Origin of the sequence: Planococcus salinus, from assembly GCF_003719725.1 — a bacterium.
Lineage (GTDB): Bacteria > Bacillota > Bacilli > Bacillales_A > Planococcaceae > Planococcus > Planococcus salinus.
Map to the genome: position 1 here is coordinate 352,115 of NZ_RIAX01000002.1, position 26,380 is coordinate 378,494.

Here is a 26,380-nt window from a genome sequence, read left to right on the forward strand (position 1 = left end):
ATTCAGCAGTCATTCTATTTTACCACATACCATAAAAAAAAGTGAAAGGTCTGAAGAACCGATTGCTTTCGGCTCTCCAGACCTCATCCAACTGTTTACACGTATTGTGCTTCCACTACTCCTGCGCATCGAGGACATAAAGTCGGATGTGCTTTGTCTTCACCCACATGCTCTGAAATGGACCAGCAGCGTTCACATTTTTCTCCATTTGCTTTTTCAACAGCCACAGTTACCTGGTTCAGCACCAATGCATCTTCCGGCGCTTCTTCCGGCGTCCCGCCAAACTCGTATTGAGATACGATCAATAGTTGAGCCGGGTTTTCATCGACTGAAGCCAATAGGTTCTTCACTTCTTCGCTGCCATAAACAACCACTTTCGCTTCCAGTGATTTCCCAATGGTCTTCGCCGCACGGGCTTCTTCCAATGCCTTCAGAACATCGTCACGGACCGTCATGAAACGGCTCCATTTTTCATTTAAACCATCAAAAGAAGCATCAACCCGCGCCTCCGGGAAGTCCGTCAATTGCACACTTTCCTCATCCACGAAGTTCAAGTAAGACCACATCTCATCCGTTGTGTGAGGAATGATCGGTGCTGCCAGTTTCAAAATGGCCATCAACGAATCAAACATCACTGTCTGCATAGCACGGCGATGCGGATGGTCAGCAGCTTCGATATAGACGACATCTTTTGCCACATCCAGATAGAACGAGCTTAAGTCGTTTGCGCAATAGCTGTTTAATGCATGATAAACTGACGAAAACTCGTAATTTTCATAAGCTTGTCGTACAGTTTCAATCATTTTTTCCAATTTTGCAGCCATGTACTGATCCATTTCACGCATATCTTCAAAAGCAACCCGATGCTCGCTTTCATTGAAATCCGCCAGATTGCCATGAAGGAATTTCAGCGTGTTGCGGATTTTTCGGTAAACTTCGGAGACTTGCTTGAAGTTTTCGTCAGATACCCGTACATCAGCTGTGTAATCCACGGATGATACCCATAAACGCAGAATATCAGCACCCATCTGGTTCATCACTTTTGCCGGAACGATGACATTCCCTAATGATTTACTCATTTTGCGGCCGTTGCCATCAAGTGTAAAGCCATGGCTCAGAATACCTTTATATGGGGCAATTCCGTTGATCGCCACACTTGTGGTCAAAGAAGAATTGAACCAGCCGCGGTATTGGTCGGAACCTTCCAGATACAGGTCTGCCGGATACTGAAGATCTTCCCGCTCATCAAGTACACCCTGGTGGGACGAACCGGAATCGAACCAAACGTCCATAATGTCCGTTTCTTTTGTGAAAATGCCGTTCGGGCTGCTTGGATGCGTAAACCCTGGAGGCAATAGTTCTGCTGCCGAACGCTCAAACCAAACATTCGAACCATGCTCACGGAAAAGGCCGGCAATATGGGCAATCGTTTCTTCGGTGATGACCGGATCGCCATTTTCCGCATAAAATACCGGAATCGGCACTCCCCAAACCCGCTGGCGGGAGATATTCCAATCGCCGCGGTCACGCAGCATGTTGAACAATCGTGTTTCTCCCCACGAAGGAGTAAACGTTGTTTCATTGATCGCTTTCAGGATTTGGTCACGAAATGCTTCGATGGAAACGAACCATTGCGCAGTAGCACGATAAATTACAGGCTTTTTCGTCCGCCAGTCATGTGGATAAGAGTGCTTAATGAAAGAAAGGCTTTCCAACGCACCCGCTTCATCCAATGCTTCTGTGATCGCTTTGTTCGCTTTGTCGTAGAATTGACCGGCAAATCCTGGAGCCTCTTCTGTCATCACGCCTTTTTCATCCACAGGACAAAGGACATCCAGACCGTATCTCTTACCGACCAAAAAGTCATCTTCCCCGTGTCCCGGTGCTGTATGAACGCAGCCAGTCCCTGAATCCGTTGTTACGTGATCACCCAGCATTACAAGAGATGTACGGTCATAAAGTGGATGTTTCGCTAAAATATGCTCCAGTTCCGCACCTTTCAACTCACGTGTCACTTCCGGATTTTCCCAGCCGATTTCATTTGATACTTCTTCCAGCAGGTCTTTGGCAATGACGTATAGCGAACCGTTGACTGATACTTCAACATAATCGAACTCTGCATGGACACTGATTCCCAGATTGGCCGGGATTGTCCAAGGTGTCGTTGTCCAAATCACCAATTTTGTGCCTTCAGCCAAAACTCCTTTGCCGTCTGTCACAGGAAAAGAAACATAGATGGACGGAGATTTTTTGTCAGCATATTCAATTTCAGCTTCCGCAAGAGAAGATTCACTGGATGGCGACCAATAAACAGGTTTTAACCCTTTGTAAATATAGTCTTTGTTCGCCATGGCACCAAACACTTCAATTTGGCGGGCTTCATAAGCAGGCTTCAATGTTACATAAGGATTTTCCCAGTCTCCTCTGACACCGATGCGCTTGAACTGTGTGCGCTGGCTGTCGATTTGTTCATAAGCGTATTCTTCGCACAGCTTGCGGAATTCAGCCAATGACATCTCTTTGCGATTGACGCCTTTGTTGGTCAAAGCCTGCTCGATCGGCAACCCATGTGTATCCCAGCCCGGTACGTAAGGTGCATGGAATCCCATCATGGAACGTGAACGGACAATCATGTCTTTCAGCACTTTGTTCAGCGCATGCCCCATGTGAAGATCTCCGTTGGCATACGGAGGGCCATCATGAAGAACGAAAAACGGCCGTCCTTTTGTCCGCTCCAACGATTTTTGGTAAATATTCATGTCCTCCCATTTTTTCTGCATTTCAGGCTCCCGGTTGGGCAAGTTTCCGCGCATCGGAAAATCCGTTTTCGGCATCAATAACGTATCTTTATAATTCATCCTAATTCCTCCTGTAAACATAATAAAAAGCCCCCCATCCCTGGAAAGGGACGAGGAGCTGAACTCTCGCGGTACCACCCTTGTTGCAGTCGAAACTGCCACTCGATTGCCGTAACGTGGCAATGACGAAATCAGGTACTGTTATTTCCCCGATCCTGCTCAAGAGTGATTTTCCTCAAAACAATCGACACCAGGCTTCCACTGTCCCCGGTTCGCTTTGTCGATTCAAAATTGAGTACTGTCTCTGTCAACGCATTAAGTGCTATTTGTTGATATTTTCTGATTTACCTGCTGCTTTTGGACAATAAATAAACCAGTCGCCTCTGTAAAGACACTTTCGTATTGTAAGTATGAAGCTATTATAGAAGCAGGAAGTCTCAGAGTCAAGAGTTATAATCGTCTTTGTCCTGTTCCAGCTTATCCAGATTGGTCGTGTCCAGGTCATATTCCATCAACGTATCCCAGTCGTCCGTATTGACCAAATCCAACTGGGCTTCCACCAGCATTCTGAAACGATTACGGAAGACTTTCGACTGTTTTTTCAACTCTTCGATTTCCATAGCAATGCGGCGGGCCTTCATCAACGACTCGTTGACAATGCGGTCTGCGTTCTTTTCTGCTTCGCGGGTGATGAGTTTCGCTTCCTTCTGGGAATTGCGACGCACTTCTTCCGCCGCTTCCTGGGCCACCACAATCGATTTCTGCAAAGTGGATTCAATTGTTGTAAAATGTCCCACGCGCTCATCGGTTTGTTTCACGCGTTCTTCCAACTCTTTCTTTTCCTGAAGCAAGATTTCATAATCTTTGATAATCTGCTGCAAAAACTCGTTTACTTCATCTTCCTGATAACCGCGGAATCCTCGGCTGAATTCTTTATTATGTATATCCAATGGGGATAATGGCATTTCGGGCACCTCTCCTTAACAAGTCTTCGTTACTTCTCATTATACATTCCATGAAACGAAATATCAGTATTATTTTACATTTTACCGAACGGATTCAACTCTTGGGTTCCAGACGGCCGATTTGCAGACGGATCTTGTCTTTTTTTGTCCGCCCTTCCACCATCATCACTTTCACGCGTCCAAATCCCCGGGATGACAACAAATCAGACTCATGCAGTTCAAACGAAGGCTGCTCCTGCACCGTCCAGTTCACCTTCACTTTGCCGCCATGGATCAAAGCCGCCGCTTTCTGCCTTGAAATCTTGTAAACAGAACTCATCACTGTATCCAAACGCATGGAACTGACCGTATGAGATTCTTCTGACCATTGCTCGACAGTGGCGATGGCTTCCGTGAAATCTTCGACTCTTTCCAACTGGACTTTCACTTTTCCGGCTGTCAGGAAATTTGTCTGCAGGTAAACCGCCACTTCATCAGCTGCAGCAAATTGAATTCGTGAGCCCTCCATTCGGATATCACCGAATTTGCTGCGGTCGAGCCCAAGAGACATAAGCGAGCCCAGAATATCCGGATGCTGCAAAGTGACAAATTTTGATGGATAATTCAATTCGAATAATGTCAGTTGAAAATCTTCCTGCTGGGGTTCGTAATAAGACGGATACAGCAGGACTCGCTGCCGTTCTGCTTCGTCAAACCCACCAGACGCTATCATGTGTACGTCGCTTGAGCCCAAAACGGACTGGACGATAAAGCGCTGCCGAGGGTCCAAAAAGTCGGTCAATTTGGGTGAATAGCGATCTTCCACTTCAATCATCCATCCTGATACCTGCTCGATGAACTGCTGTTCATCTTTACGGAAATGTTGAAATATAGAATCCATCTCAATGCCTCCTTTTGCACTTTTTACTCCCTATATAAGTTGAACTGAATTATTTATGAAATATATGAAATGCTATGGTTGATATTCCGCAAAACAGCTCCGCTAAAACCCTGTGCTCCTGTCTCTGCCCAAAGCGACCGAAGCGGTGTATAAAAGCTAATTTCTTTAGTTCAACAAATATAGTTCAACTAATACAGCAAAATCCTCAACAAATAAAAAACCTCACTAAGCGTGAGGTCATTTAATAGAAGTAGCCGAAAAGTACTCTGATGCCATCAGCCGCGAAGCGCAAAGCCAAAATCGCAATGATGGGGGAAAAATCAATCATGCCGAATGGCGGGATAAATCTTCTGAATATATCCAGATAGGGATCAGTGACCCGGGAAATCATCTGCCCAAACCCTGACTCTTTTAAATTCGGGATCCAGCTCATCAAAATGCTGGCAAATAAAAGAAACGTATATAAGTTAATAGCGGTTAACAGCAAACTCACAAGAAAAATCATTGGGTCTTCATACACCTCTTTTATTGTTGATCATCATAATAATAATCCGAAATAGCTCCGTCCACTTCAACGGTATCCGGCACACAAAGGAAGATGTCGGTTCCAATGCGTTGAATATCACCGCCAAGCGCATATACTGTACCGCTTAAGAAATCAATGATGCGTATGCCCTGGTCTTTTTCAATACGCTGCAGATTGACCACAACTGCCCGCTTGTTTTTGAGGTGTTCCGAAATGTCCTGTGCTTCCGAGTACACACGCGGTTCCACCAAACTGACTTTTGAAGACTTGGAAGCGCTTTGCAGGCTTACCAGGTTGGGAACCGTTGGATCTGCTGGTTTTTGCCGGCGTTCTTTCGGCGCTTTCCTTACTTCATGCGGCATCGCCTCCACCTTTTCATAACGGGGAGCAGGCTGCTGCCTCGGTTGTTTTGTCTGTTGTTCTTCTTCATACTCATCCAAATAGAAGAAATCTTTGAACTTGTTCTTAATACTCATTCTGATGCCTCGCTTTCCGCTCCTACTAATGCTGTTCCTATCCGTACAAAAGTTGCTCCTTCTTGCACTGCGATTCTATAATCATTCGACATTCCCATTGAACACTCGTTGCATGGGGCATGCGGCAATTGCTCAGCTGCAATCCGGAGTTGAAGAGATTTCAATGTTTTAAAAACATCGCGGATGACAGAGTCGTTATCCGTATTGGGTGCCATTGTCATCAGACCAACAACTTGGATCTTGTCAAAAGCTTCAAGCGACTTGATGAAGTCCAGCGTCTCTTCAGGAGCAAATCCACTTTTGGTCTCTTCCCGGGAAACATTTACCTGTACAAAACACTTGACCGGCTGCTCAGCACGTTTCTGGATCTCTTTTGCCAGGCTCATCCGATCCAAGGAATGCAAGTAATCAATTTTGTTGATAACGTCTTTCACTTTTCGCGACTGCAGGTTTCCGATGTAATGCCATTCGACATTTGCATCAATCGCAGACAGTTTGTTGAGCAGGCCTTCAGGACGGTTTTCTCCAAGATGCCGTATCCCTGCTTCGATTGCTTCCTGGGTTCTGGCGATTCCCACCTGTTTTGTCACTGCAATGATTTTTACGCCGTGCTGCAGGCTATTTATTTCATTTTCAATTTCTTCATAAATCGGCTTTATAGCTTCCATGCATTCACAACTTTTCTTTAGATGTTCAATTTACCCTTTCAGGCAGACAAGGGTTCCATCAGTACTCAGCAAAAAATGAAGAAAATCATACTGAGTAAGTTTCACCTTATTGTACCAAGTAAAGATTTATTTTTCAATTCAATCAGCATGAAAAAACAGCTGCCGGCGTGGCAGCTGTTCATATTATCGTCTTTTTTGTCGGTTGCGCAGGAAAGTAGGGATGTCCAAGCCGTCGTCAGGTTGCTTGTCCTGGTTTTGAGGTTCCCGCTGATAAGAAGGAGCCTGCTCTTCGCGGCGATATTCTTCCCGGCGTGTTTCCCGGATCGATGGTGGTGGCGTCTGCTGCTGAATTGACTGGACACGGTTGGAGCTGAGCCCCGAACCACGTGGAGACTTCGGCTGCATTTGAACGTCCGTGAAACCTGTTGCGATGACGGTTACGACGATTTCATCTTTCAGATTTTCGTTAATGACGGAACCGAAAATCATGTTTACTTCTTCATCTGAAGCTGAAGCCACAATATCTGCAGCTTCCTGAACTTCATACAAACTTAAGTTGGAACCGCCTGTAATGTTCATCAGCACACCTTTTGCTCCGTCAACAGAAACTTCAAGCAACGGACTGGAGACCGCCTTTTTGGCAGCTTCAGAGGCCCGGTTTTCACCTGAAGAAACCCCGATTCCCATAAGGGCTGAGCCTTTGTTGGACATGATGGTCTTCACGTCGGCAAAGTCAAGGTTGATCAATCCTGGAGTTGCGATCAAGTCGGAGATACCCTGCACCCCTTGGCGCAATACATTATCCGCTTCACGGAACGCTTCAAGCATTGGCGTGCTTTTGTCTACCATTTCAAGCAAACGGTCATTCGGGATAACGATCAATGTATCAACTGATTCTTTCATGGTCGAAATACCGCCGATTGCCTGTGTTGAACGTTTGCGGCCTTCAAAAGTAAATGGACGTGTAACAACGCCGACTGTCAAAGCACCAAGTTCTTTCGCAATTCCAGCGATTACCGGAGCTGCTCCAGTTCCGGTACCGCCGCCCATGCCGGCAGTAACAAATACCATATCTGCTCCGCGCAATGCCTCTTCCAGCTGTTCTTTGCTTTCTTCAGCTGCTTTTTTACCAACTTCGGGATTAGCACCTGCACCAAGACCGCGAGTCAACTTACCTCCGATTTGGAGACGGACTTCAGCTTTTGATAAGTTTAAAGCCTGTGCATCTGTATTGACTGCGATAAATTCCACACCCTGTACACCGTGTTCAATCATCCGGTTCACTGCATTGTTACCGCCACCGCCAACACCGATTACTTTAATCACTGCTAGCGAATCAATTGTTGTATCAAATTCCAACATCCTTTTTCCTCCTATGATTGCTCTGCTTTTTCAAAGCATGATGCAATGTACTTTTTATTCGAAAAATCTATCAAACATCTTTTTAGCTTTCGTCACGACACCTTCGCTGTTCTGTTTCGGCTGCTTTGGTGGCTTCTGCTTTTTCTGCTGCGGTTCCTGCTGAGGTTGTACATGGCTTACATCAGCCAATGCCGCACCGCTTCCGATCCGTCCGTAGAACAGGTCTTCCATGTATGCATATTGAATCAGCCCTACAGCAGTTGTATACTGTGGCTCCCGTACACCGATGAATTCCGGTATAAACAGCCGGACACGGGTTTGGAAAATGTGTCTGGCCAATTCAGGCAATCCTTCCAACTTAGCCATACCGCCGGTTAAAACGACACCTCCTGGCAAATCTTGGACACCGAGGCGATACAATTCATCCAAAATCAGTTCGAAAAGTTCCTCCAGGCGAACTCCGATTATTTCAGATATGTATTTTTGGCTGTATTGCTCTTTTGCATCAGAACCGATCACTGGCACTTCAAACAGCTCGTCTTCAGAAGCATCGTCAAAAAACGCATGGCCATGATCGACTTTAATCTTTTCGGCTTGTTCAGTGGGAGTTTTTAAGACGATGGACAAATCTTTCGTCACATGGTCGCCTCCAACCGGTATAACCGATGAAGCTGTCAAGTGGCCGTTTTGGAAAATAGCGATGGAAGTGGATCCTCCGCCAATGTCGATGCAGGCGGTGCCATGATTTTTCTCATCTTCAGTCAAAGCATAATGGCCAGCCACCAAAGGCTGTACATAAATCTCTCTGATCTGGAGACCGGCTCTTTCCACACATCTCAACACGTTATGGAGTATCGTTTTGGACGTCGTAACCATTGTACCATCCATTTCAAGCCGAATCCCAATCATTCCCCGTGGATCTTTGATTTCATCGAGATGATCCACAATATACTGCTCTGGAATAATATTCACCAATTCTCTTTCCGGAGGAATCGAAATCACTTCTGCAGCTTCAAGAACGCGATCCAGGTCTTCATCTGTGATTTCCCGGTTTTCGCTGTTGACTGCCACTACTCCTTTGACGGGTTGAAGACGTGCCTGATTTGCCGGTATTCCCAGCACAACTTCGTGTATCGATCTGCCGATCATCCGCTCTGCCTGTTCCACTGCCTTTTTAATCGATTGAACTGTCGCATCTATGTCAACAATCGCACCTTTTTTGATTCCATTGGATTTTACGTTTCCTACGCCGATGACGTGCAACGACTTATTGGCCATTTCACCGATTAGTACTTTGACCGATGAAGAACCGATATCTAAACTCACGTATAATTCTGATTGACTCAATTCGTGGCACCTCCTTATTAAACTTCCGTTACTTACATTCTATTGTAAAATAGACCCTATGTCTAAGTAAAATCGCACATCTTTGTAAATTTTCCTACAACTTATCGAGCCGCCTCTTCTATATCCTTTTTATTTGACCATTTGGCCAGTAATATTCGCCGGATTACAGCTATATTTTGAAACAACCGGACGCCAAACGCAAAAATGGCGGCCAGGTACAAATCGACTCCCAAATGTACACCGAGAAATGCGAGGCCTGCCGCCAGAGCTATATTAAAGAAAAAGCCGGAGACAAACACCTTATCGTCATACATCTGCTGCAGATGGGCCCGGATACCTCCGAACAGTGTATCCAGGGAAGCCAGCACGGCTATGGACAAATAATTTGCATATTCGGATGGGATCTGGACATCTGTCAAGAGGCCAAGGGAAATTCCAAGTATCAATCCCAATATCGACAGCCACATTGTTATTCCCCCTCTGCTGCTTCCAAATATTCAAAATTGAGTTGTTCTTCGTAAGCTTCCACTTCAAGATCCCTTTCCGGTTCTGTCACCTTCACGGATAAATTCTCGACATAAAAATCATCGAGCAAAGGAGAAGCGAGCAGAAAGTTATAGACTCTTTCGATTTCCTCCAGCGTGCCTGCTATTATTTTGATGGAAAACGGAGGACGACCAACCGGCTCTGTGTTCACTGTCGTTTCACCGTTTATATCTCTTATTGCCGTTGTATTGACTATTCTGTTGCCAGCAATGGACAGAGACAACCCTTTGAATCGATTGACTTCATTGACAAAGCGAATCAGCAGGTTGGGAGGAATTTCTTCAATGTTTTGCCCCACTGCTACCGCTTCCAGTGACGGTGCGATTTGGACTTCAATCCCCGGGCCACTGATTTGTGTCAAGCCTGCCTGTTCTTTCAGTTCTTTCACTGTGCTTTGCAAGACTTGCTCAGGGCTGTCTACTGAAGCGGCCTCATACTTTAAAAGAGTTTCATCGAGAACACCGATTTCCGATAACAGTTCAGAGTGAAGCTGCTTTTCCCTCGAAAGCTCCTGGCGGATTTCCCAAACGTCCCGTGTATCCCGGGAATTTGGCTCATTGACTGTATTATATTGGATCGCTGTCATTAACCCAATAATAAATAAGATAATCGTAAAGCGGGAAAAAACCTTTTTCTGCATATAATGTCCCTTCCTATCATGATTCCGACAGCAGAGCCGGCATCGAAACCGCCTGTTCTTCATTCATTGTGACGATAATATTGTCATTCACCAATTGATCCAATACGCCACCGGTCAATTCCATGGATGACTTTAATACATCCGGTCGTCCGATGGCTACAATGATGAAAGGTGCTGAATATTGGACTCCATCCACCGTAATAACAGGGCCGGTACAGACAATGTGGGAGTTTTTGTGGATTCGCTGTCCATTGATGGAAATTGCCTGAGCCCCGGAAATATACAATTCGTTGATCACTTGAAAAACATGGCTTTCATGAACAATGTAATCATTTGGGTTTTCACTGTCCGGCTTGTATTCACCATCACGCAATGTGACTTCCAAACCTTCCCCTTCAACAGGCACCGCTCCAAGATATCTCCTCAGCGCCTCGGTTTTTTCCGCAAGTTCAGCTGAATGGTTTTCGCCTTCTGAAAAAGACTGCTCAAACTGCTGTACAGATGCCTGTTTTTCCATAAGTTCTTCCCGCAGCGATTTATTTCTTTCCTGCTGTTCAATAAGTTCCTGGCGCAGCCGTTCCTCTTCCTCGAAAAGAGTGCTTCCTGTAAAAGATTCCAGTTCGCTTTGGCTTTTGGACAAGTTATACGAATAAGCAAGAATATAGCCCAGCACAAGAAAGACGAGTGAAAAGATGATGGACTTGCTGATTTTCCCGCTCTTATTCGGCCGCAGACTCATCTTCTACATTCACTTCCCTTGGAGGGCCGTACATATCCTCATAGGAGCGGAAAAAAATCCCGACTTCCATATCGACCACTCCTTTTTGGCCTTTCGGCAATTGAGCGATTACTGAAGGATAATACGCCAGTTTTTCAGCCAATGTACTCAAAATGGCCTTCACTTCATTTCCGTCATTCATATAAACTGTGACAAAAGCGGTTTCTCTGTCTCCCTGCTCCAGAATAACTTGAGATATCAGGTTGTAAACTTCCGGACTGGTGTCAGCCAATTGCAGTACCAGTTGTTCCCTCATTTTCTCATTTTCGAAATTCGAAAAAATCGGGCCATCGATGACCGAGACTGCCTTTTCCATAGCGAATCCGTTTTCAAGCACTAACTGATATGTGTTTCCCAGATCCAAATAGCCAATCGGCTCGTGTTCTTCAATCACCAACTCAACGTCAGTCAGCCACTCCTTTGTCACTGAAACCTCTTTTACCCATTCCAGGCTGGCCAGTTGTTGTTCAATGCTTTTTTCAGTGAAGGACCACATGGAATCCTCCGTTTCCAAACCACTGGCTTTTTGGTAATACTCAGGTTCAAAGAGGGCTGCACCATTAATACTTATATTTTGGATCTTGCTGTACTTGGATTGACTGTACAATAAAACAGCGAGCAAAATTAGAAAAATGAGCAGCAAAGCAGCGAACTTGCGATTGGTTCTTTTTCTCCGGCGCTCACGAAGCGTCGGGATCCGTTCTTCAATATCAATCACTTTGTTCATAATTGCCGATTCCTTTCTGTTATTCGTTCGCTTCTGTCATTTTCTGAACCGCATTGATGAACGCATCGCCTCTGATTTCAAAACTTTCATATTGATCCCAGCTTGCACATGCAGGCGATAACAAAATAGTATCCCCGCTGGCTGAGTGGTTTATGGCATTCTCTACAGCTTCGTCCATAGTTGAAACTTTTGCAATCGATTCAACACCGCAGTTTCTGGCGAATTCACTGAATCGATCGGCCGTCTCTCCAAAAGTGATGAGTGTTTTGACACGATTCATGTATGGACGCAATTCCTCCAGCGAATGGTTGCGTTCCAATCCGCCTGCAAGCAGCACAATATTAGATGGAAAAGCTTCAAGCGCACTTTTGGTCGCTAACGCGTTGGTCGCCTTTGAATCGTTGTAGAATTTCCGTCCCTTCCAGTTCACGATGAATTGAGAGCGGTGCTTCACTCCTGTAAAGGACGTCAGAACACGGATGATGGTTTCTTTCGTACCGCCCCAAAGCAGAGCTGCAGCAGTTGCCGCCATAATATTCTCCAAATTGTGGAGGCCGGCCAGCAAAATCTTCGACCGTTCAATCAATGGCTCACCCTGGCAATAAATCCATTTGTCGTCCGCGCTGATGCTGGTGTCCGTTTTCCCTTTCAGTGTAAACGGTACAAGTTGCGCTTTGCAGGTTGCAGCGTGATCAGCCACTACCGGCTGATCGGCATTATAAATGAAATAATCAGTTTCTGTTTGGTTGCGGCTAATGTTAAATTTCGATGCTGTATAATCTTCCACTGTCCCGTGGTAATCCAAATGGGCTTCATAAAGATTCGTCAGTATCGCAATATGCGGCCGAAATTGGTAGGTCCCTTTTAACTGGAAGGAAGAAAGTTCCGTCACAATAACATTGTCGGTTTTTGCTTTTTCTGCAACACCGCTGGCCACTGTGCCGATATTTCCGGCAATGAGCGGTTTTTTTTCGTCCTGGTTGAGCATATGAAACAACAGTGTCGTTGTTGTTGTTTTTCCGTTGGAACCGGTAATGCCGATAAACGGAGCTTCGCTTATCAAATAAGCAAGCTCAATTTCCGTCCATACCGGAATTTCTTTTTCCAGTGCCGCCTGGATCAATATGTTTGAATAAGGGATGCCGGGATTTTTCACAACAAGTTCGAATCCCTCTTCCAAGAGTCCCTGTGGATGTCTCCCGCAAATTACGGTCACCCCAAGATTCAGCAACTCCTGGGCTTCCGGACTTTCTTCAAAAGGCTTGGAATCGTTGACCGTTACAAATGCACCGAGCTTGTGAAGGATTCGGGCAGCAGTGAAACCGCTTTTGGCCAACCCCAGAACCAATATTTTCTTTTGATAAACTTGCTTTAATTGTTTCATTTACAATACCTCCAAGGCAAGGGCAATCGCAGCAGCAGCGAGACCTACCAACCAGAAGACCGTCACAACTTTCCACTCAGACCAGCCACTCAATTCAAAATGATGATGAATCGGACTCATTTTAAAAATCCGCTTTTTCCGCAACTTAAAACTTCCCACTTGTAAAATAACTGACAGGGTTTCGAGCACAAAGACGATACCGATCAACAACAGCAGCAATTCCTGTTTCAATAGAATTGATATCATTGCCAGTACACCACCAAGTGCCAACGACCCTGTATCTCCCATAAAAACTTTCGCCGGATATTTATTGAACAGCAGAAAACCGATCAACGCCCCTGCTACTGTAAAAGCGAAAAGAGCAATGCTTGTTTCTTGCTGGTCAATTGCCAATACCCCGAAAGCTGCAAATGCGATTGATGCAGTCCCTGCCACTAATCCGTCCAAACCATCTGTTAAATTGACTGCATTTGAAAACCCGACGAGCCAAAAAATCAAGAACAACACGTAAATACCTGCCAGGTCGATGGAAATCCCGGTGAATGGAACCATCAGGCCGGTATCGAAATCCACTTCATTCAGAAGGAAAAACGAGATTACGGCTATTACGATTTGTGCGACCAACTTCTGAAGAGAAGTCAGCCCCAAATTCCGTTTCAGCACAACTTTGATAAAGTCATCCAGGAATCCAATCAGGCCATAGCCGAACAATACCAACAACAAAATCAGAATTTCCGTATTCAATACACCTGCAAGCGAGGCCACCAGTATAGAAGTGGCTATGATGGAGATTAGAAATACAAGCCCTCCCATAGTCGGTGTCCCCGTCTTTTTCATATGGGATTCAGGACCTTCCTGGCGGATACTTTGCCCGAACTTCATCCTTTTCAGTAAAGGTATGAAAACCGGTATCAATAATGCGGTCACTAGTAAAGCTATGCCAAACCCCAGCAGCAAATAAACATCCATAATAGAGCTCCTTTAAACATCAAATTCAACTTTAATTCTCTGGTTTATTCCATTTCTTCTGTTTCTTCTTGTGTCCCCTGTGTTTCTTCCGTCACTTCCGAATGATCGCCCTGAACGTCTTCGGTCGTATGATCCGAATAGACTTGAGGTGAATTTTCCGGTATCTGCAGCTGAATGACAATAGGGTCACCGGCACCAACTGCTGAGCCCGGCGATAAATTCTGGCTCACTGCGTATCCTTGTCCGGCGATTTCCATCGACAATCCACTCAATGACTGATAGGCAAGCAATTCTCGCTTGGACCAGCCTTTAAAATCAGGCAAAACAGAAGAACCTTCCGTCTTCAGTATGACTGTGCCCCCTTCGAGAATCACTTCTCCCGCAGCAGGGTATTGAGCCGTAATTTGAGAAGACTCACCGGTTTTGACCACGTTCAACCCTTTTTCCGCCAATTGGGGTGCAATGTGTTCTGAAGACTGTTCTGTATAATCTTCCAGTTCCACAGTGCGGGCCGTTTGTGTGTTTTCCGGTTCAATATTCAAGTATTTCAAGCCATTTTCCATAACTGAAGTAAAAATTTTCGAAACAGGGATGGAACCGTATTCTCCAGCAGGCAAATTCGGTTGCTGTACACCGATATAGATGAGCAATTCGGGATCTTCGGCCGGTGCCATTCCCAGGAAAGAGTAGAGATGGTTATTGGTCCCTGTCATGTAACGGCCATCCGGTCCCGGCACTTGTGCTGTCCCGGTTTTTCCTGCCACCGTGTAATCCTGCAATGCGAACCCTTTTCCCGAGCCATGTTCCGAAGTGACTGTGGATGCCATTACTTCTCGCACCTGCTTTGCCGTTTCAGCGGAAATAGGTTGGCCGGCTTCTTGCGGTTCGCTGTCCACAGTGACTTCTCCTGTATCTTTGTTTCTTATTTGATCAATAACATACGGCTTCATCATAACACCATCGTTTGCTATCGCCGATGCAGCTTGGATCATTTGAATCGGTGTAACCGTGGAACCCTGTCCATATGTCAAAGTCAAAATATTACTTCGGTACTGGTCGAGGATTTTTCCAGACGCTTCGTTCGGCAGGTCGATTCCCGTCTTTTGCCCGAAACCGAAGGCATCGATGTACTTCAAGAAGTTTTCGCCTCCGAGACGTTCAAGCAGGTAGGCCATCGACACATTGGAAGAGCGCTGAAAACCTTCAAGGAATGTAATGGTTCCCCAACCTCTTCTGCTGTTATGATCGCCGATTGTATCACTGCCAAGAGTATAGGAACCTGATTCATAAAAAGCATCCGGATCCCACTTGCCCTCCTGGATGGCAGCCGCCAATGTAAAGATTTTCATTGGAGAGCCGGGTTCAATGGTCAATTCAATACTTTCATTCAACCAATTTTCCGACAACCCTTCACGTGTGTTAGGGTTAAATGTCGGACGTTGGGACATGGCCAGCACTTCCCCGGTTTTCGGATTGGCTACCACTCCGATCATACGCGCGGGCGTATATTGTTCCTGAACATTTGACATCGCATCCTCAAGGAAATTCTGCAAGGTTCTGTCCAATGTCAACTGAAGGTCCGAGCCGTCTATGGCAGGTGTCACTGCTGATTTGCTGTTTGGAAGCAGAAAACCCCAATTATCAGTGTCAAATTCCATTTTCCCATTTTCCCCGGTCAGTACATCATCATGAATGGCTTCAAGCCCCATTTTCCCTTTTGTCTTCAATCGACCGTTGTCATCTTCTTCCTTTAAAGCAAATCCGATAAGATGGGAAGCAAAGACGCCATTGGGATAAAGCCGCTTTAAATCGCGGACGAATAATATCCCCGGCATGTCTTCTTCTTCCATTTCCAGCATCTTAGTGTGGCTGATTTCTCTTCCGGCAGCTCCAAACTCCACTTGATAACGATCTTTTTCGATTCCTTGTTTCAGAATCGATAGAGCTTTTTCTTCCGATGTCTCCAAATGCTCTGCCAGCATTTCAGCTGTTTTTTCTACGTCTATGACATGCCTTGGCTCATCGGGGTCTTGTGTTGCCGATTCGTCCACTACAGCCACAATTTTATACGTAAGAGTGTCTTCTGCAATCACATCGCCATTCCGATCGATAATACGGCCTCGTTCAGCCGTCAACACTTCTTCCTGGCTGTATTTGGCTGCTGCTTTTGCAGCCAGCTCCTGACCTTCTACCTGTCCAGTTGCCTGAATTGTCACTATTCTCGCCAACAAAATGAAAAAGAGCCCTGCAAAAGTTAAAAACAGCAGAAAGGCTCCCCATTGAAATCGAAACTTTTTTTTCATTGTCCAGGCACTACCTTTACATTTTGCTCATTTAATTTTAGACCAAGCTCTTTCGCTTTTGACCAAATGCGCTCATATGTAGACAGTTCACTCACTTGCACAGACAAATCAGTATTTTGTTTCGCTTTTTCATCGATTGATTGTTCAATTGTTTGTATTTCTTGAGTAGTCGCTTGTATCGTCGATTGGTTTTGCAATACCAGTAAAGCGCACATCACAAATACTGCCAAGAAAGACAGATACAATACTTTTTCGCCTTTAGTGATTAATCTTCTTTTTCTTACCGGCTGCCTGCTCGGGTTTTGAGGAACGGCCGGCTGTTGGATGTAGGTTTCTCTTCTCGCATGCAACGCCATTTGAACACGTCCTTACTCTCTTATTTTTTCTGCAATACGCAACTTTGCCGATCGCGAGCGGTTATTATGCTCCAGCTCTTCTTCTGATGGAAGAATAGGCTTTCTTGTAATCAATTTCAGCACCGGTTCCATTCCTGAGGGAATGACGGGCAGATTAGGCGGAAGTTCGGGAAGCGATGAAGCTTCTTTGAAAATCGTTTTGCACAGGCGGTCTTCCAGGGAATGAAAAGTGATGACGCTGATTCTTCCACCGACAGCCAATAAACCGATTGCGTCCTGCAGTGATGTCTCCGCAGCTCCCAGCTCGTCATTTACGGCAATTCGAATAGCCTGAAATATACGTTTGGCCGGATGGCCGCCTTTTCTTCTGGCGAAAGCCGGAATTCCTTCTTTAATGCACTCCACTAATTGTCCAGTTGTTTCAATCGGTTGCTTTTCTCTTGCCGCTTCAATTTTGCGTGCAATCTGCTTGGAAAATTTCTCTTCTCCATACCGATAAAAAATCCTGACCAAATCTTCAAAAGCCCATTCATTGACGACTTGGTACGCACTCAAGCTCTGTGATTGATCCATCCTCATATCCAGAGGTGCATCGTTATGGTAGCTAAACCCTCTTTCGGGGGTATCAAGTTGGGGAGATGAAACACCCAGATCATAAAAGATGCCATCAACTTTCTGCAAACCGCGACTTTCCAATTCTTCTTTGAGGAATTTAAAGTTTGAGTGAATAAAAGTAATTCTATGTATGTAGTTCTGCAACTTTTTCTTGGCATGCTCAATCGCCGTTGCGTCCTGGTCAAAACAATACAGATGACCCTGGTCCGAAAGTTGCTGAACCAAATACTCGCTATGCCCTGCGCCTCCAAGAGTGCAATCGACATAAACACCGTCAGGACGAATGTTCAGCCCATCGACAGTTTCTTTCAATAAAACCGTAGTGTGATTGAACAATCCATTCCCTCCATTCAATTTTTAAAAATCAAAATCAACTAAATTCTCTGCTATATCGTTGAAGGATTCTTCCGAATCAGTAAAATATTGTTCCCATGCGTCTTTAGCCCAAATTTCAAAACGGTTGGAGACGCCCAGAATGACACATTCTTTTTCTAATTTCGCGTAAGAAACCAATGTGGATGGAATGTTGATGCGTCCCTGTTTATCTAATTCCACTTCGGTGGCACCGGAAAAGAAAAATCGCGTAAAAGCCCGTGCGTCTTTCTTTGTGACTGGCAGTTCTTTCAGCTTTTCTTCAATCTTTCCCCATTCGTCCAGCGTATAGCCAAATAAGCATTGATCCAGGCCTCGGGTGATTACAAAATTCTGCCCAAGATGTTCACGAAATTTTGCAGGTACGATTAGCCGTCCCTTTGCATCAACGCTATGTTGATATTCGCCCATGAACATTCCCTTCACCCCACTTATTGTACTTAATGTACCACAATCCCCCACTTCTCACCACTTGTTTTTAAAATATTTCACCCATGTTACAGAAAAAATCTCACGGATACTTCTTGAGACAAAAAGAAAGCCTGCCGCGGCAGACTTTTTTCACTCAGAACCAGATAATTTTGTGATTTTTGTCATATTGATACGACAACTCCAGCAAGTCCTGCACCATGTCCAATCCATAATGGTTCATATAAGGAATCGGGCTGTAGATGCGTTCCTGCAAACTTCCATTGGGGAAGAGTTCGTTTTCAATCATATTGAAGTGGGTAAACTGGACACTGTTTTGCAGTATGACTTCGTCTTCCAGCTTGTCCTTCAAAAATCTCAATTGCTTTAAATGTATTTCCAGATTCTTCTCAACCAACGGAGTCAATCCTCCACTGACAGAGGAGAACTTCTGTTTTATTTCTTCGTATTCTCTGACCAGTATTTGCTCGAGGTTTTCGACCAGCGATTCCGCTTCCTTTTCCCGGATCGATTCGAACAGAACATTCCGTAAGTCAACCAATTTTTTCTGTTCCACTATATCCGGGAACGTCAAACGGTATTTCTGCAGAAGCGTCTGTATTTGGCGGTTGACGATCGTCATGCCAAGACGAGGCATGACTACAGGCATCTCCATGTCAAACAGCTGAAAAGTGTTTTTTAATGCAGCCCAGTAAGCAATCTCACCCGGACCACCTACAAAAGCCAGCACAGGAAATACCATTTCCTGCATGACAGGCCTCGTGACCACATTGTTGCTCAATAATTCCGGTGATGTTTTGGCCACTTCTAGCAATTCTTCTTTCGTAAGCTTCACAGCGCCCTGGTTCCCGGTAAAGTTCTGGCCGTCACGCTGAAGCAAAACACGTTCTCCTTTTACAGTGACAAACAAATTGGCAGCGTTCCGATCTGCTTCCATCGCTGCACTGTAACCATCCTTTACCAAAGCCTGTTCTGTTGATACGACAGTCTCCGCAATTTCTTTCGACCGATTGATCATCTTCACAAAATAAGGAGATTCATACTTTCTAAGTTGAGGATTTGCTGCATCGATATAAAGAAGTCCTTCTTTTTTGAAGAAGAAATTCAGGAATTCGGCAAAGAAGTCGGTAAAAGTTTTGGCCTTGTCCAAAAAATCAAAAACCACGGCATGTAATTTTTTTGTATGGTCAGTTTCCGGCAAACTGCGGAAATACTCTTCCAAATATGTACCAACCTCTTCTTTGTCCAATACTGCCGTTGAAGCAGAATGCTTTCCGTATTTTCTATGGGGGACATTCATCTTGTCTATCCGGCCATCAACTTCACGATACAAGTGGCTTATTTCAGCTAAGTCATGGTCTTCTCCGGCAATCCAAAAAACCGGCACGACGTCAGCTTTCAGTTGTTCAGAAGCCTGCTTGGCCAGGACAACAACAGAAATCGCTTTATGAACCGTGTAAAGAGGTCCCGTCAACAGACCTGCCTGCTGTCCAGTCACCACAACCGGTGCCCCTTTTTCAAATGCTTTCAGGTTCGCTTCGGCTGCTTCTGTGATTTCCCGTTGTCCCATGTAGTTGCGGATGATGCTGCTCACTTTTTCTCTGTCCACTTCATGTTGCTTCAAAATATCATACCGCCTGGCGAACTCTTTATCCGACGGCTCATACGAAAAATAATGACGAATTGTTTTTTCGCCATTTATGTAATCAGTCATTATGTTACTGGCAGGTGCTAAGTATCGTTCCTCTAACCTCATGAAAAAATGTCCCCTTTTCCCTATACATTCCCACTTACTATATCAGACCCGGCACATCACGAAAAAAAATATGCTCGGAAAAAGAACAGCGTTTATCTGTCAATGCCCCGATAAGCACTGAAAAACTTGGGGCAACAGCTCCTTTTGCTATTATCCATAAGTAAAGCGTTCGAGGGGATGAATCAGATTCTGGAGAACAGGAAATCTGAAAGCCGTCAACCGTGGCAGTCAAACCCAATCAAGGCCAGTTACCGGAAATACTCCTGCACTTTCATCACCATGCCGATCAGCCAAACTGCAGCGTAGGCCAGCGACAAAATCAAAAAATACGTGCGCCATAACTTCCGTAAATACTGCATAATAATAATTTCCTTCGAACGTTTCCATTCTATGATGAGATAGACGATGCCGATTATAATGGCTATAAAATAAATTATGCCCGAAGCAGCATATCCCCACAGCGTTTGTATCGACATGGGAACTGAAAAAAACAGCAAAAAAGTGGTGACATCAGCGGATATACCAACAGCTTTCCACCCCATCCTTTTTCTGGAAGAAAGCCAGACCAGCAAAAACGCCAGGAACGGCCAAAAGATAAAAATAGTTCCAATAGAATGTATAATAATCATAGTTTAAACCTCAGCTGATTTTAATAGATGATACAGTCCTTGCAATAAGGGCAATTCCACCGGTGAACGCTGCAATGTGTACAGAACAATGGTATCCAGCTCCAATCTTCGCCCGGCTTTCTTATCGGCCAGCATCGAAGACGTGTTTTGAGCAGTGGATGCACACAACGCAGCAACTTCTTCAAATGGCAGCAGAACTTCCATTTCCGGAAAAGCGGCCCCTAATTCTTTATACAGATTTTTCAACAGCTCATATGCGTACGGATTCGTCAGCAACTCCCCATTTTTAATGGACATGAGTGCTGTCAATGGGTTGATCAGGCTGTTCAGTAAAACTTTCCTGAACAGCAGGCTGTCTGCTTCCCCATGCCAGCTGCAAGGAAACCCCTCCGTCTCCAGAAGAGGACAGAATCTGTTTTCGTCGCCTTTCAGCAAAGCGAATTTTATGGTTCCTTTTCCAGTGTGCCGCACCTCACAGTCACTGAGCTTCAAGGCACCGTGCTCAACACTGCCGACAGCTATGTGTTCCTGCGGCAAGTTTTTTGCCGGCTCAACATGCAGCATACCGTTTTGGAGAAATACGATGGGATTTGATAAAAATCCTGTTTCCAACAAACTCATCACCTCATCCAATTGGCTATGCTTCACTGCCAGCAGGATAAATGAATCAGGGTCGATGTCGTTCCAATTTGCCGTTGCCTTCACTTTGCAAACCACATCTTCTTTTTTTATGCCTTGTGCGTTGATTGTTTTAGCCTGCTCGTCACGTCTTGTCACCAGCAGCGTTTCAGCACCGGTCTGTTCCAACAAACAGGCTGTCAACATGCCTACAGCTCCTGCTCCGACGACTGTAACTTTCACGCTCTCCCCTCCTTTTCCTACTGCATGAATCCACTGTTCACAAAAAAGAAGCCTGCCATGGAAAGCAGACTTCAAGGCTATTATTCATTATACGGGAAAAACTCCGTGTTTTCGATATGGTAATGGCAAATCTTTCGACTCATAGAAAGAAAAGCGTTGAATCAGTACTTCCCTTAAGTCGTGCGGTGCCACGATTTCATCAACAATCAATTCCGAGGCCAACCGGTAGATGTCGATTTCCTCTTTGTATTCCTGATGTTTCTGCTGCACGTACTGAAGGCGTTCTTTCGGATCTTCAATGGCTTCGATCTTATTCGAATAAACGGCATTGACCGCAGCTTCGGGACCCATTACTGCGATTTGCGCTGTCGGCAGTGCGATGCAGATGTCGGGTTCAAATGCCGGCCCGGCCATTGCATACAACCCTGCTCCATATGCTTTCCGCACAATTACAGAAATCTTTGGCACGGTCGCAGAACTCATTGCAGCGATGAATTTGGCTCCGTGACGGATAATGCCGGCACGTTCCACTTTTGTTCCAATCATGAAACCGGGAACATCCGCGAGAAACAGCAGCGGAATTGAGAATGCATTGCACAGATTGATGAATTTGGCACCTTTGTCGGCAGAATCACCGAACAGGACACCGCCTTTCACTTTCGGCTGGTTGGCCAAAATTCCGACGACTTGGCCGTCAATCCGTGCCAGGCCGGTAATCAGCTCAGGAGCAAACAGTTTCTTTATATCGAAAAAACTGCCTTCATCGATCAGCTGGTCGATCAATTCGTACATATCAAATGGTGCATTCTGATTTTCAGGAATGATTTCTTCCAACGCACGGCCTGCTTTTGCCGCTTTGCCTTCCAGTTTTTCCGGTTTCATGGCGAAATTCGCCGGAAAATTCGTCAAGTAACGCCGGGCTTCGGCTATCGCTTCCTGCTCTGATGACACAAGTACATCGCCCACACCGCTGACTGAACAATGCATTCGGGCCCCACCCATTTCTTCCAATGTCACTTTTTCACCAATCACTTTTTCAGCCATCCTTGGTGAACCTAAATACATCGACGCGTTACCTTCAACCATAATGACGATATCACAAAATGCCGGAATGTATGCGCCTCCTGCAGCAGATGGACCGAACAGCAGACAGACTTGCGGAACCATGCCGGACATCCGCACCTGGTTATGGAAGATGCGGCCTGCCCCTCTTCTGTTCGGGAACATGTCCAACTGATCCGTTATCCGTGCTCCTGCAGAATCCACTAAGTACAGCATGGGAACCTGCAGTTTCTCAGCCGTCTCCTGGATACGGATAATCTTCTCCACCGTCCGTGAACCCCAGGAGCCGGCTTTGACTGTTGAATCATTCGCCATGACACAAACCGTCTGCCCATTGATTTTGCCGATTGCTGTGACTACGCCGTCCGCAGGCAAATCTCCTGCTTCGACATTGGCAAACCGGCCATCTTCTGAGTATGTTCCGTCATCAAACAACAGTCTTAAGCGATCCCGGACAAACAATTTATTGCTTTCTTTCATCTTTTCATGGTATTTCTGCTGCCCTCCTGCAAAAATCGCCTTGAGCTTTTGTTCCAACCGTTCATTATAGCCTGTCGTTTCACTCGTTCTTGTCATTTCAGCTACCCCCTTTGCTTCAATCTGAAATCACTCACTAAGTGTAATCAGTGTGTCCCCTTCGTTCACAAAACCGCCAACTTCAATATGGACTTTGTCCACGGTACCGCCGAATTCCGCTTCGATCGGAATTTCCATTTTCATTGATTCGATGGTGATGACAGCCTGTCCAGCACTGACTGCGTCCCCTTCTGCTGCCAATATATTCAAAACAGTTCCTGCCATTGATGCTTTCAATTCTTTCATTTCGCTTTCTCCTCCTTGTCATGGTTTAACCAATTCGACAACACAGCTGTCTCGTATTCTCCCGTTACAAACTCTTCAGTCTCCAGAAATTCCCGGAACATCGGAATATTCGTTTTCACTCCCGCTATTTCAGCATGAGCGAAAAAGTCCATGGATTTGCTTAATGCCTCGTTTCGATCTTTTCCTTTTATGATCACTTTTGCAATCAACGGATCATAGAACGGTGTTATTTTATTGCCTTGCTCATATCCTGATTCAATGCGCGCTTCTTCGCCCCACCTGATTTGTTCAAGCGTGCCGGGGGAAGGAAAGAAAGTTTTCGGATCTTCCGCATAGATCCGGAATTCGATCGCATGGCCATTGGAAATGATCGCTTCCTGCGGCGGCAACTCTTTGCCGTTGGCGACAGCCAATTGCCACTCCACTAAATCGACCCCTGTCACTTCCTCACTGACGGGATGTTCAACTTGCAGTCGTGTGTTCATTTCCAAAAAATAAAAATCATGATTATGGTCTACGATGAATTCAACAGTTCCGGCGTTTGTGTATTTCACTGCTTCCGCTGCTTTTACCGCTGCGTCGCATAAACGCTTTCTTGCTTGTTCCGGTAAATTTGGAGACGGCGATTCTTCGATGACTTTTTGGTTGCGCCGCTGCACAGAGCAATTTCGTTCGTACAGATGGACAATATTCCCATGCTGGTCCCCGAAAATTTGAACTTCAATATGACGGGCATCTGCTATGAATTTTTCCAGAAAAACGACATCGTCACCGAAATACGACTTGGCTCTGTTTTTTACAGACTCGAATTGTTGATTGAGCGCTTGTTCATCTTCGCACCGGATCATCCCGATTCCTCCGCCACCAGCACTTGCTTTCAGCATAACCGGATAGCCGATTTGTCCTGCAGCAGATAAGGCCTGTTCCAGCGTGGCAACTCCTTCTTCTGTGCCCGGCACGACCGGCACACCTGCTTCGATCATCGTTTTGCGCGACGCGATTTTGTCCCCCATCTTTTCAATGATGCTGTTGTGGGGGCCGATGAATATCATTCCCGCTTCAGTAACTTTCCGGGCGAACTCGGCATTTTCGGACAACAGTCCATAGCCCGGATGAATCGCTTCGACCTGACGATTTTTAGCTGCTTCGATAATCTTGTCCATCTGTAAATAAGACTGCATGACCGGACCCGGTCCGATCAGTACCGCTTCAGTTGCTTCACTGACATAAGGCAGATCCCCATCAGCCTCGGAGTGAATGGCAACTGTATCGATACCGAGGCGCTTGCATGTCCGTATAATACGACGTGCAATTTCGCCCCGGTTCGCAATCAGGATTTTTTTCATGTATGAAATACCCCCTGTGTTTATTCTCCCTCTCCTAGCATATACGAATTTTGTAAGCGATTTCAACTATTCATGAAAATAATTCTTCCACTCTTTTTTGGAACGTTTTCATCCACATGGACAAAAGAAAAAAGGCTTCCGTAATCGGAAACCTCATTGGTTCGTTTTATTCAAAAATTTATCCACCGCTTCATGGTGGGCATCTTCTGCCCACAACTGAGCGCAACGGCGCACTTCCTCTTCCACGCGGCCTTCCAAATTGGTTTCTTTCCATTTGCGGATAGCCATCTCTTTGTATGCGCGATGCACTTCAGGTCTCACTTTTTTCATTTGAGACAAAAAAACGTCGATGTCTTTTGGCGACCGGATCACTTTGGTGGCCCATCCATTCGTTTCCAGCTCATCGGCTGTGTAGAGCCTTGCTTCTCCCAGCATTTGAAGTGCATGGTCATGCTGCAAAGCTTCGAACAGGTAGGTGCCTCCACCCCAACCGCTCGTTATAACCAGATTGCCTTGGACAAAACCGCATTTGGCATGAGCTTTCACCAGGCGGTAATCGCAGGCTGTTGCAATTTCACAACCTCCCCCGACAGCAGTGCCATTGACCAGGGCAATAACAGGAATAGGCAGTGTTTTCAATGCATACAGGGCCTGACTCATCCGTTTGAGCATTGGGTACGCTTCTTCTTCCGTCCGTAAGGCATGAAAAACAGATAAATCCCCTCCAGAACAAAAGGCCTGATCTCCCGCAGCAGTCACGATGACCAGTCGGACTTCAGATTTTCCGGCAGAGCGGACCAACTCTTCCATCCCATCGATAATTTCGTCATTTACAGCATTTCGGATATGGGGCCGATCGATGGTGAATGTCATCACTCCATCGGCTGATTCAATGTGATAGGACATCAAAACACTCCTTATGTATAGAGAAAAAGGCTACCGAGAGCCATGGCCTCTCAATAGCCTTTCAGCAGCAAATACTGTTTTACTTGCTTACTACTTCTTTCCCTTTGTATGTTCCGCATTCTTTACAGACGCGGTGAGCCAATTTCATTTCGCCACAGCTTGGGCAAGTTACCATACCAGGTACGGACAACTTGAAATGAGTACGGCGTTGTCTTTTAGCGGTTTTGGATGTTCTTCTGAACGGTACAGCCATTGGTGACACCTCCTTACAATGATTCTATTCATCTGACTGATCAAAATACTTGGCTAAATCAGCAAGTCTTGGATCCGTTTTTGGTTGTGCTTCTTCTTTCTCAGCTTCCACTTGCTCATCTGTTGAATATGACCAGTCTTTGCCGCCTTTGATAACGGCTTGATCGGCGTCTTCCTTAAATACCTGCATCGGGATTTCAAGCAAGATCAACTCTTCCAGAACCGGCTGAAAATCAATTGTTTCAGTCGTCACCGGATGAATATTATCATGCATGCCTTCCTGGACTGTTTCAGACCAGTCGAAAATTTCAACCGAATCGATGTTTATCGGAAATTCAACATCTTCCCAAGTTCGTGCACAAGGCAAAATGAGATGGCCTTTGAGATTAAGCTGGCACGTTAACTGTTGTGAACCAATCGTACAATGTCCTGTGACGTGAATCGGTGAAATATCCCGAATATCGCTATTCCGTTGTTTCACTGCATCCAATTGCACGGTATCGTCAATTGGCATTCCGTCTTTGCGATGTTTCTGAAGCTGTTGGATTGCAATTTTCATAAGTAATCACCTCAAGACAACAAAGTTGATTATATAATGTGAGGAA

Annotated in this window: 27 protein-coding genes and 1 other annotated feature; all 27 genes read right to left on the bottom strand. The window is 45.5% G+C overall.

The annotated features are described in order from the left end of the window. Window positions 1–95: 95 nt before the first annotated feature. Window positions 96–2,858, bottom strand: a complete 2,763-nt coding sequence (gene ileS / locus EEX84_RS04380; RefSeq protein WP_123164365.1) for an isoleucine--tRNA ligase — start codon at window positions 2,856–2,858, stop codon at window positions 96–98. A gap of 43 nt (window positions 2,859–2,901) precedes the next feature. Beyond that, window positions 2,902–3,118: a binding site (T-box leader), on the bottom strand. A gap of 123 nt (window positions 3,119–3,241) precedes the next feature. Then, entirely contained in the window at window positions 3,242–3,763 is a 522-nt protein-coding gene (locus EEX84_RS04385) for a DivIVA domain-containing protein (protein WP_123164366.1), read from the bottom strand. Between the two features lie 94 nt (window positions 3,764–3,857). Beyond that, on the bottom strand, window positions 3,858–4,643 hold the full coding sequence (locus EEX84_RS04390; protein WP_123164367.1) for a YlmH family RNA-binding protein: 786 nt from the start codon (window positions 4,641–4,643) through the stop codon (window positions 3,858–3,860). Between the two features lie 241 nt (window positions 4,644–4,884). Then, window positions 4,885–5,148: a YggT family protein gene (locus EEX84_RS04395; RefSeq protein ID WP_123164368.1), complete on the bottom strand. Its 264-nt coding sequence runs from the start codon at window positions 5,146–5,148 to the stop codon at window positions 4,885–4,887. Window positions 5,149–5,168: 20 nt separating this feature from the next. Continuing rightward, a complete protein-coding gene (locus tag EEX84_RS04400) occupies window positions 5,169–5,645 on the bottom strand; it encodes a cell division protein SepF (RefSeq protein WP_123164369.1) in 477 nt (158 codons plus the stop codon). Then, a complete protein-coding gene (locus EEX84_RS04405; RefSeq protein ID WP_123164370.1) occupies window positions 5,642–6,313 on the bottom strand; it encodes a YggS family pyridoxal phosphate-dependent enzyme in 672 nt (223 codons plus the stop codon). Before EEX84_RS04405 ends, EEX84_RS04400 begins: the two co-directional genes overlap by 4 nt. Before the next feature lie 183 nt (window positions 6,314–6,496). Continuing rightward, window positions 6,497–7,675 carry a cell division protein FtsZ gene (gene ftsZ / locus EEX84_RS04410; protein WP_123164371.1) on the bottom strand — a complete coding sequence of 393 codons (1,179 nt, stop codon included), beginning with the start codon at window positions 7,673–7,675 and terminating at the stop codon, window positions 6,497–6,499. Window positions 7,676–7,729: 54 nt separating this feature from the next. Then, window positions 7,730–9,022: a cell division protein FtsA gene (ftsA, locus tag EEX84_RS04415; RefSeq protein ID WP_123164372.1), complete on the bottom strand. Its 1,293-nt coding sequence runs from the start codon at window positions 9,020–9,022 to the stop codon at window positions 7,730–7,732. 101 nt (window positions 9,023–9,123) lie between these two features. After that, window positions 9,124–9,489: a small basic family protein gene (locus EEX84_RS04420; RefSeq protein ID WP_123164373.1), complete on the bottom strand. Its 366-nt coding sequence runs from the start codon at window positions 9,487–9,489 to the stop codon at window positions 9,124–9,126. 2 nt (window positions 9,490–9,491) lie between these two features. Then, complete coding sequence (locus tag EEX84_RS04425) at window positions 9,492–10,208, bottom strand: DUF881 domain-containing protein (RefSeq protein ID WP_123164374.1); 717 nt, start codon at window positions 10,206–10,208, stop codon at window positions 9,492–9,494. Window positions 10,209–10,224: 16 nt separating this feature from the next. Continuing rightward, window positions 10,225–10,947 carry a DUF881 domain-containing protein gene (locus tag EEX84_RS04430; protein ID WP_123164375.1) on the bottom strand — a complete coding sequence of 241 codons (723 nt, stop codon included), beginning with the start codon at window positions 10,945–10,947 and terminating at the stop codon, window positions 10,225–10,227. Next, window positions 10,928–11,713: a cell division protein FtsQ/DivIB gene (locus EEX84_RS04435; protein WP_123164376.1), complete on the bottom strand. Its 786-nt coding sequence runs from the start codon at window positions 11,711–11,713 to the stop codon at window positions 10,928–10,930. The genes EEX84_RS04430 and EEX84_RS04435 overlap by 20 nt, the downstream gene beginning before the upstream one ends. Before the next feature lie 19 nt (window positions 11,714–11,732). Continuing rightward, the gene (gene murD, locus EEX84_RS04440) at window positions 11,733–13,097 is read right to left on the bottom strand and encodes a UDP-N-acetylmuramoyl-L-alanine--D-glutamate ligase (protein WP_123164377.1); all 1,365 of its coding nucleotides are present in this window, start codon (window positions 13,095–13,097) and stop codon (window positions 11,733–11,735) included. Further along, window positions 13,098–14,066, bottom strand: a complete 969-nt coding sequence (gene mraY, locus EEX84_RS04445; RefSeq protein WP_123164378.1) for a phospho-N-acetylmuramoyl-pentapeptide-transferase — start codon at window positions 14,064–14,066, stop codon at window positions 13,098–13,100. It abuts the gene before it with no gap. Window positions 14,067–14,110: 44 nt separating this feature from the next. Beyond that, window positions 14,111–16,369, bottom strand: a complete 2,259-nt coding sequence (locus EEX84_RS04450) for a penicillin-binding protein (RefSeq protein WP_192892915.1) — start codon at window positions 16,367–16,369, stop codon at window positions 14,111–14,113. Continuing rightward, window positions 16,366–16,725 carry a cell division protein FtsL gene (gene ftsL / locus EEX84_RS04455; RefSeq protein ID WP_123164379.1) on the bottom strand — a complete coding sequence of 120 codons (360 nt, stop codon included), beginning with the start codon at window positions 16,723–16,725 and terminating at the stop codon, window positions 16,366–16,368. The genes EEX84_RS04450 and ftsL overlap by 4 nt, the downstream gene beginning before the upstream one ends. Before the next feature lie 12 nt (window positions 16,726–16,737). Then, window positions 16,738–17,676, bottom strand: coding sequence for a 16S rRNA (cytosine(1402)-N(4))-methyltransferase RsmH (gene rsmH, locus EEX84_RS04460; protein ID WP_123164380.1), 939 nt, complete (start codon window positions 17,674–17,676; stop codon window positions 16,738–16,740). Between the two features lie 21 nt (window positions 17,677–17,697). After that, window positions 17,698–18,129 (bottom strand): division/cell wall cluster transcriptional repressor MraZ, encoded by a 432-nt coding sequence (gene mraZ, locus EEX84_RS04465; RefSeq protein WP_123164381.1) that lies wholly within the window; start codon window positions 18,127–18,129, stop codon window positions 17,698–17,700. A 148-nt stretch (window positions 18,130–18,277) separates the two neighbouring features. Further along, on the bottom strand, window positions 18,278–19,897 hold the full coding sequence (gene bshC / locus EEX84_RS04470; RefSeq protein ID WP_123164382.1) for a bacillithiol biosynthesis cysteine-adding enzyme BshC: 1,620 nt from the start codon (window positions 19,895–19,897) through the stop codon (window positions 18,278–18,280). A 248-nt stretch (window positions 19,898–20,145) separates the two neighbouring features. Continuing rightward, window positions 20,146–20,526 carry a DUF3397 family protein gene (locus EEX84_RS04475; protein ID WP_123164383.1) on the bottom strand — a complete coding sequence of 127 codons (381 nt, stop codon included), beginning with the start codon at window positions 20,524–20,526 and terminating at the stop codon, window positions 20,146–20,148. A gap of 3 nt (window positions 20,527–20,529) precedes the next feature. Then, window positions 20,530–21,387, bottom strand: coding sequence for a ketopantoate reductase family protein (locus tag EEX84_RS04480; protein WP_123164384.1), 858 nt, complete (start codon window positions 21,385–21,387; stop codon window positions 20,530–20,532). An 87-nt stretch (window positions 21,388–21,474) separates the two neighbouring features. After that, a complete protein-coding gene (locus EEX84_RS04485; RefSeq protein ID WP_123164385.1) occupies window positions 21,475–23,025 on the bottom strand; it encodes an acyl-CoA carboxylase subunit beta in 1,551 nt (516 codons plus the stop codon). Between the two features lie 30 nt (window positions 23,026–23,055). Continuing rightward, window positions 23,056–23,271 carry a biotin/lipoyl-containing protein gene (locus tag EEX84_RS04490; RefSeq protein ID WP_123164386.1) on the bottom strand — a complete coding sequence of 72 codons (216 nt, stop codon included), beginning with the start codon at window positions 23,269–23,271 and terminating at the stop codon, window positions 23,056–23,058. After that, window positions 23,268–24,617, bottom strand: a complete 1,350-nt coding sequence (locus EEX84_RS04495; protein ID WP_123164387.1) for an acetyl-CoA carboxylase biotin carboxylase subunit — start codon at window positions 24,615–24,617, stop codon at window positions 23,268–23,270. Before EEX84_RS04495 ends, EEX84_RS04490 begins: the two co-directional genes overlap by 4 nt. A 153-nt stretch (window positions 24,618–24,770) precedes the next feature. Continuing rightward, entirely contained in the window at window positions 24,771–25,523 is a 753-nt protein-coding gene (locus EEX84_RS04500) for an enoyl-CoA hydratase/isomerase family protein (RefSeq protein WP_123164388.1), read from the bottom strand. A gap of 79 nt (window positions 25,524–25,602) precedes the next feature. Beyond that, window positions 25,603–25,776, bottom strand: coding sequence for a 50S ribosomal protein L32 (gene rpmF, locus EEX84_RS04505; protein WP_123164389.1), 174 nt, complete (start codon window positions 25,774–25,776; stop codon window positions 25,603–25,605). 24 nt (window positions 25,777–25,800) lie between these two features. Further along, entirely contained in the window at window positions 25,801–26,334 is a 534-nt protein-coding gene (locus tag EEX84_RS04510; RefSeq protein ID WP_123164390.1) for a YceD family protein, read from the bottom strand. Between the last annotated feature and the right edge of the window lie 46 nt (window positions 26,335–26,380).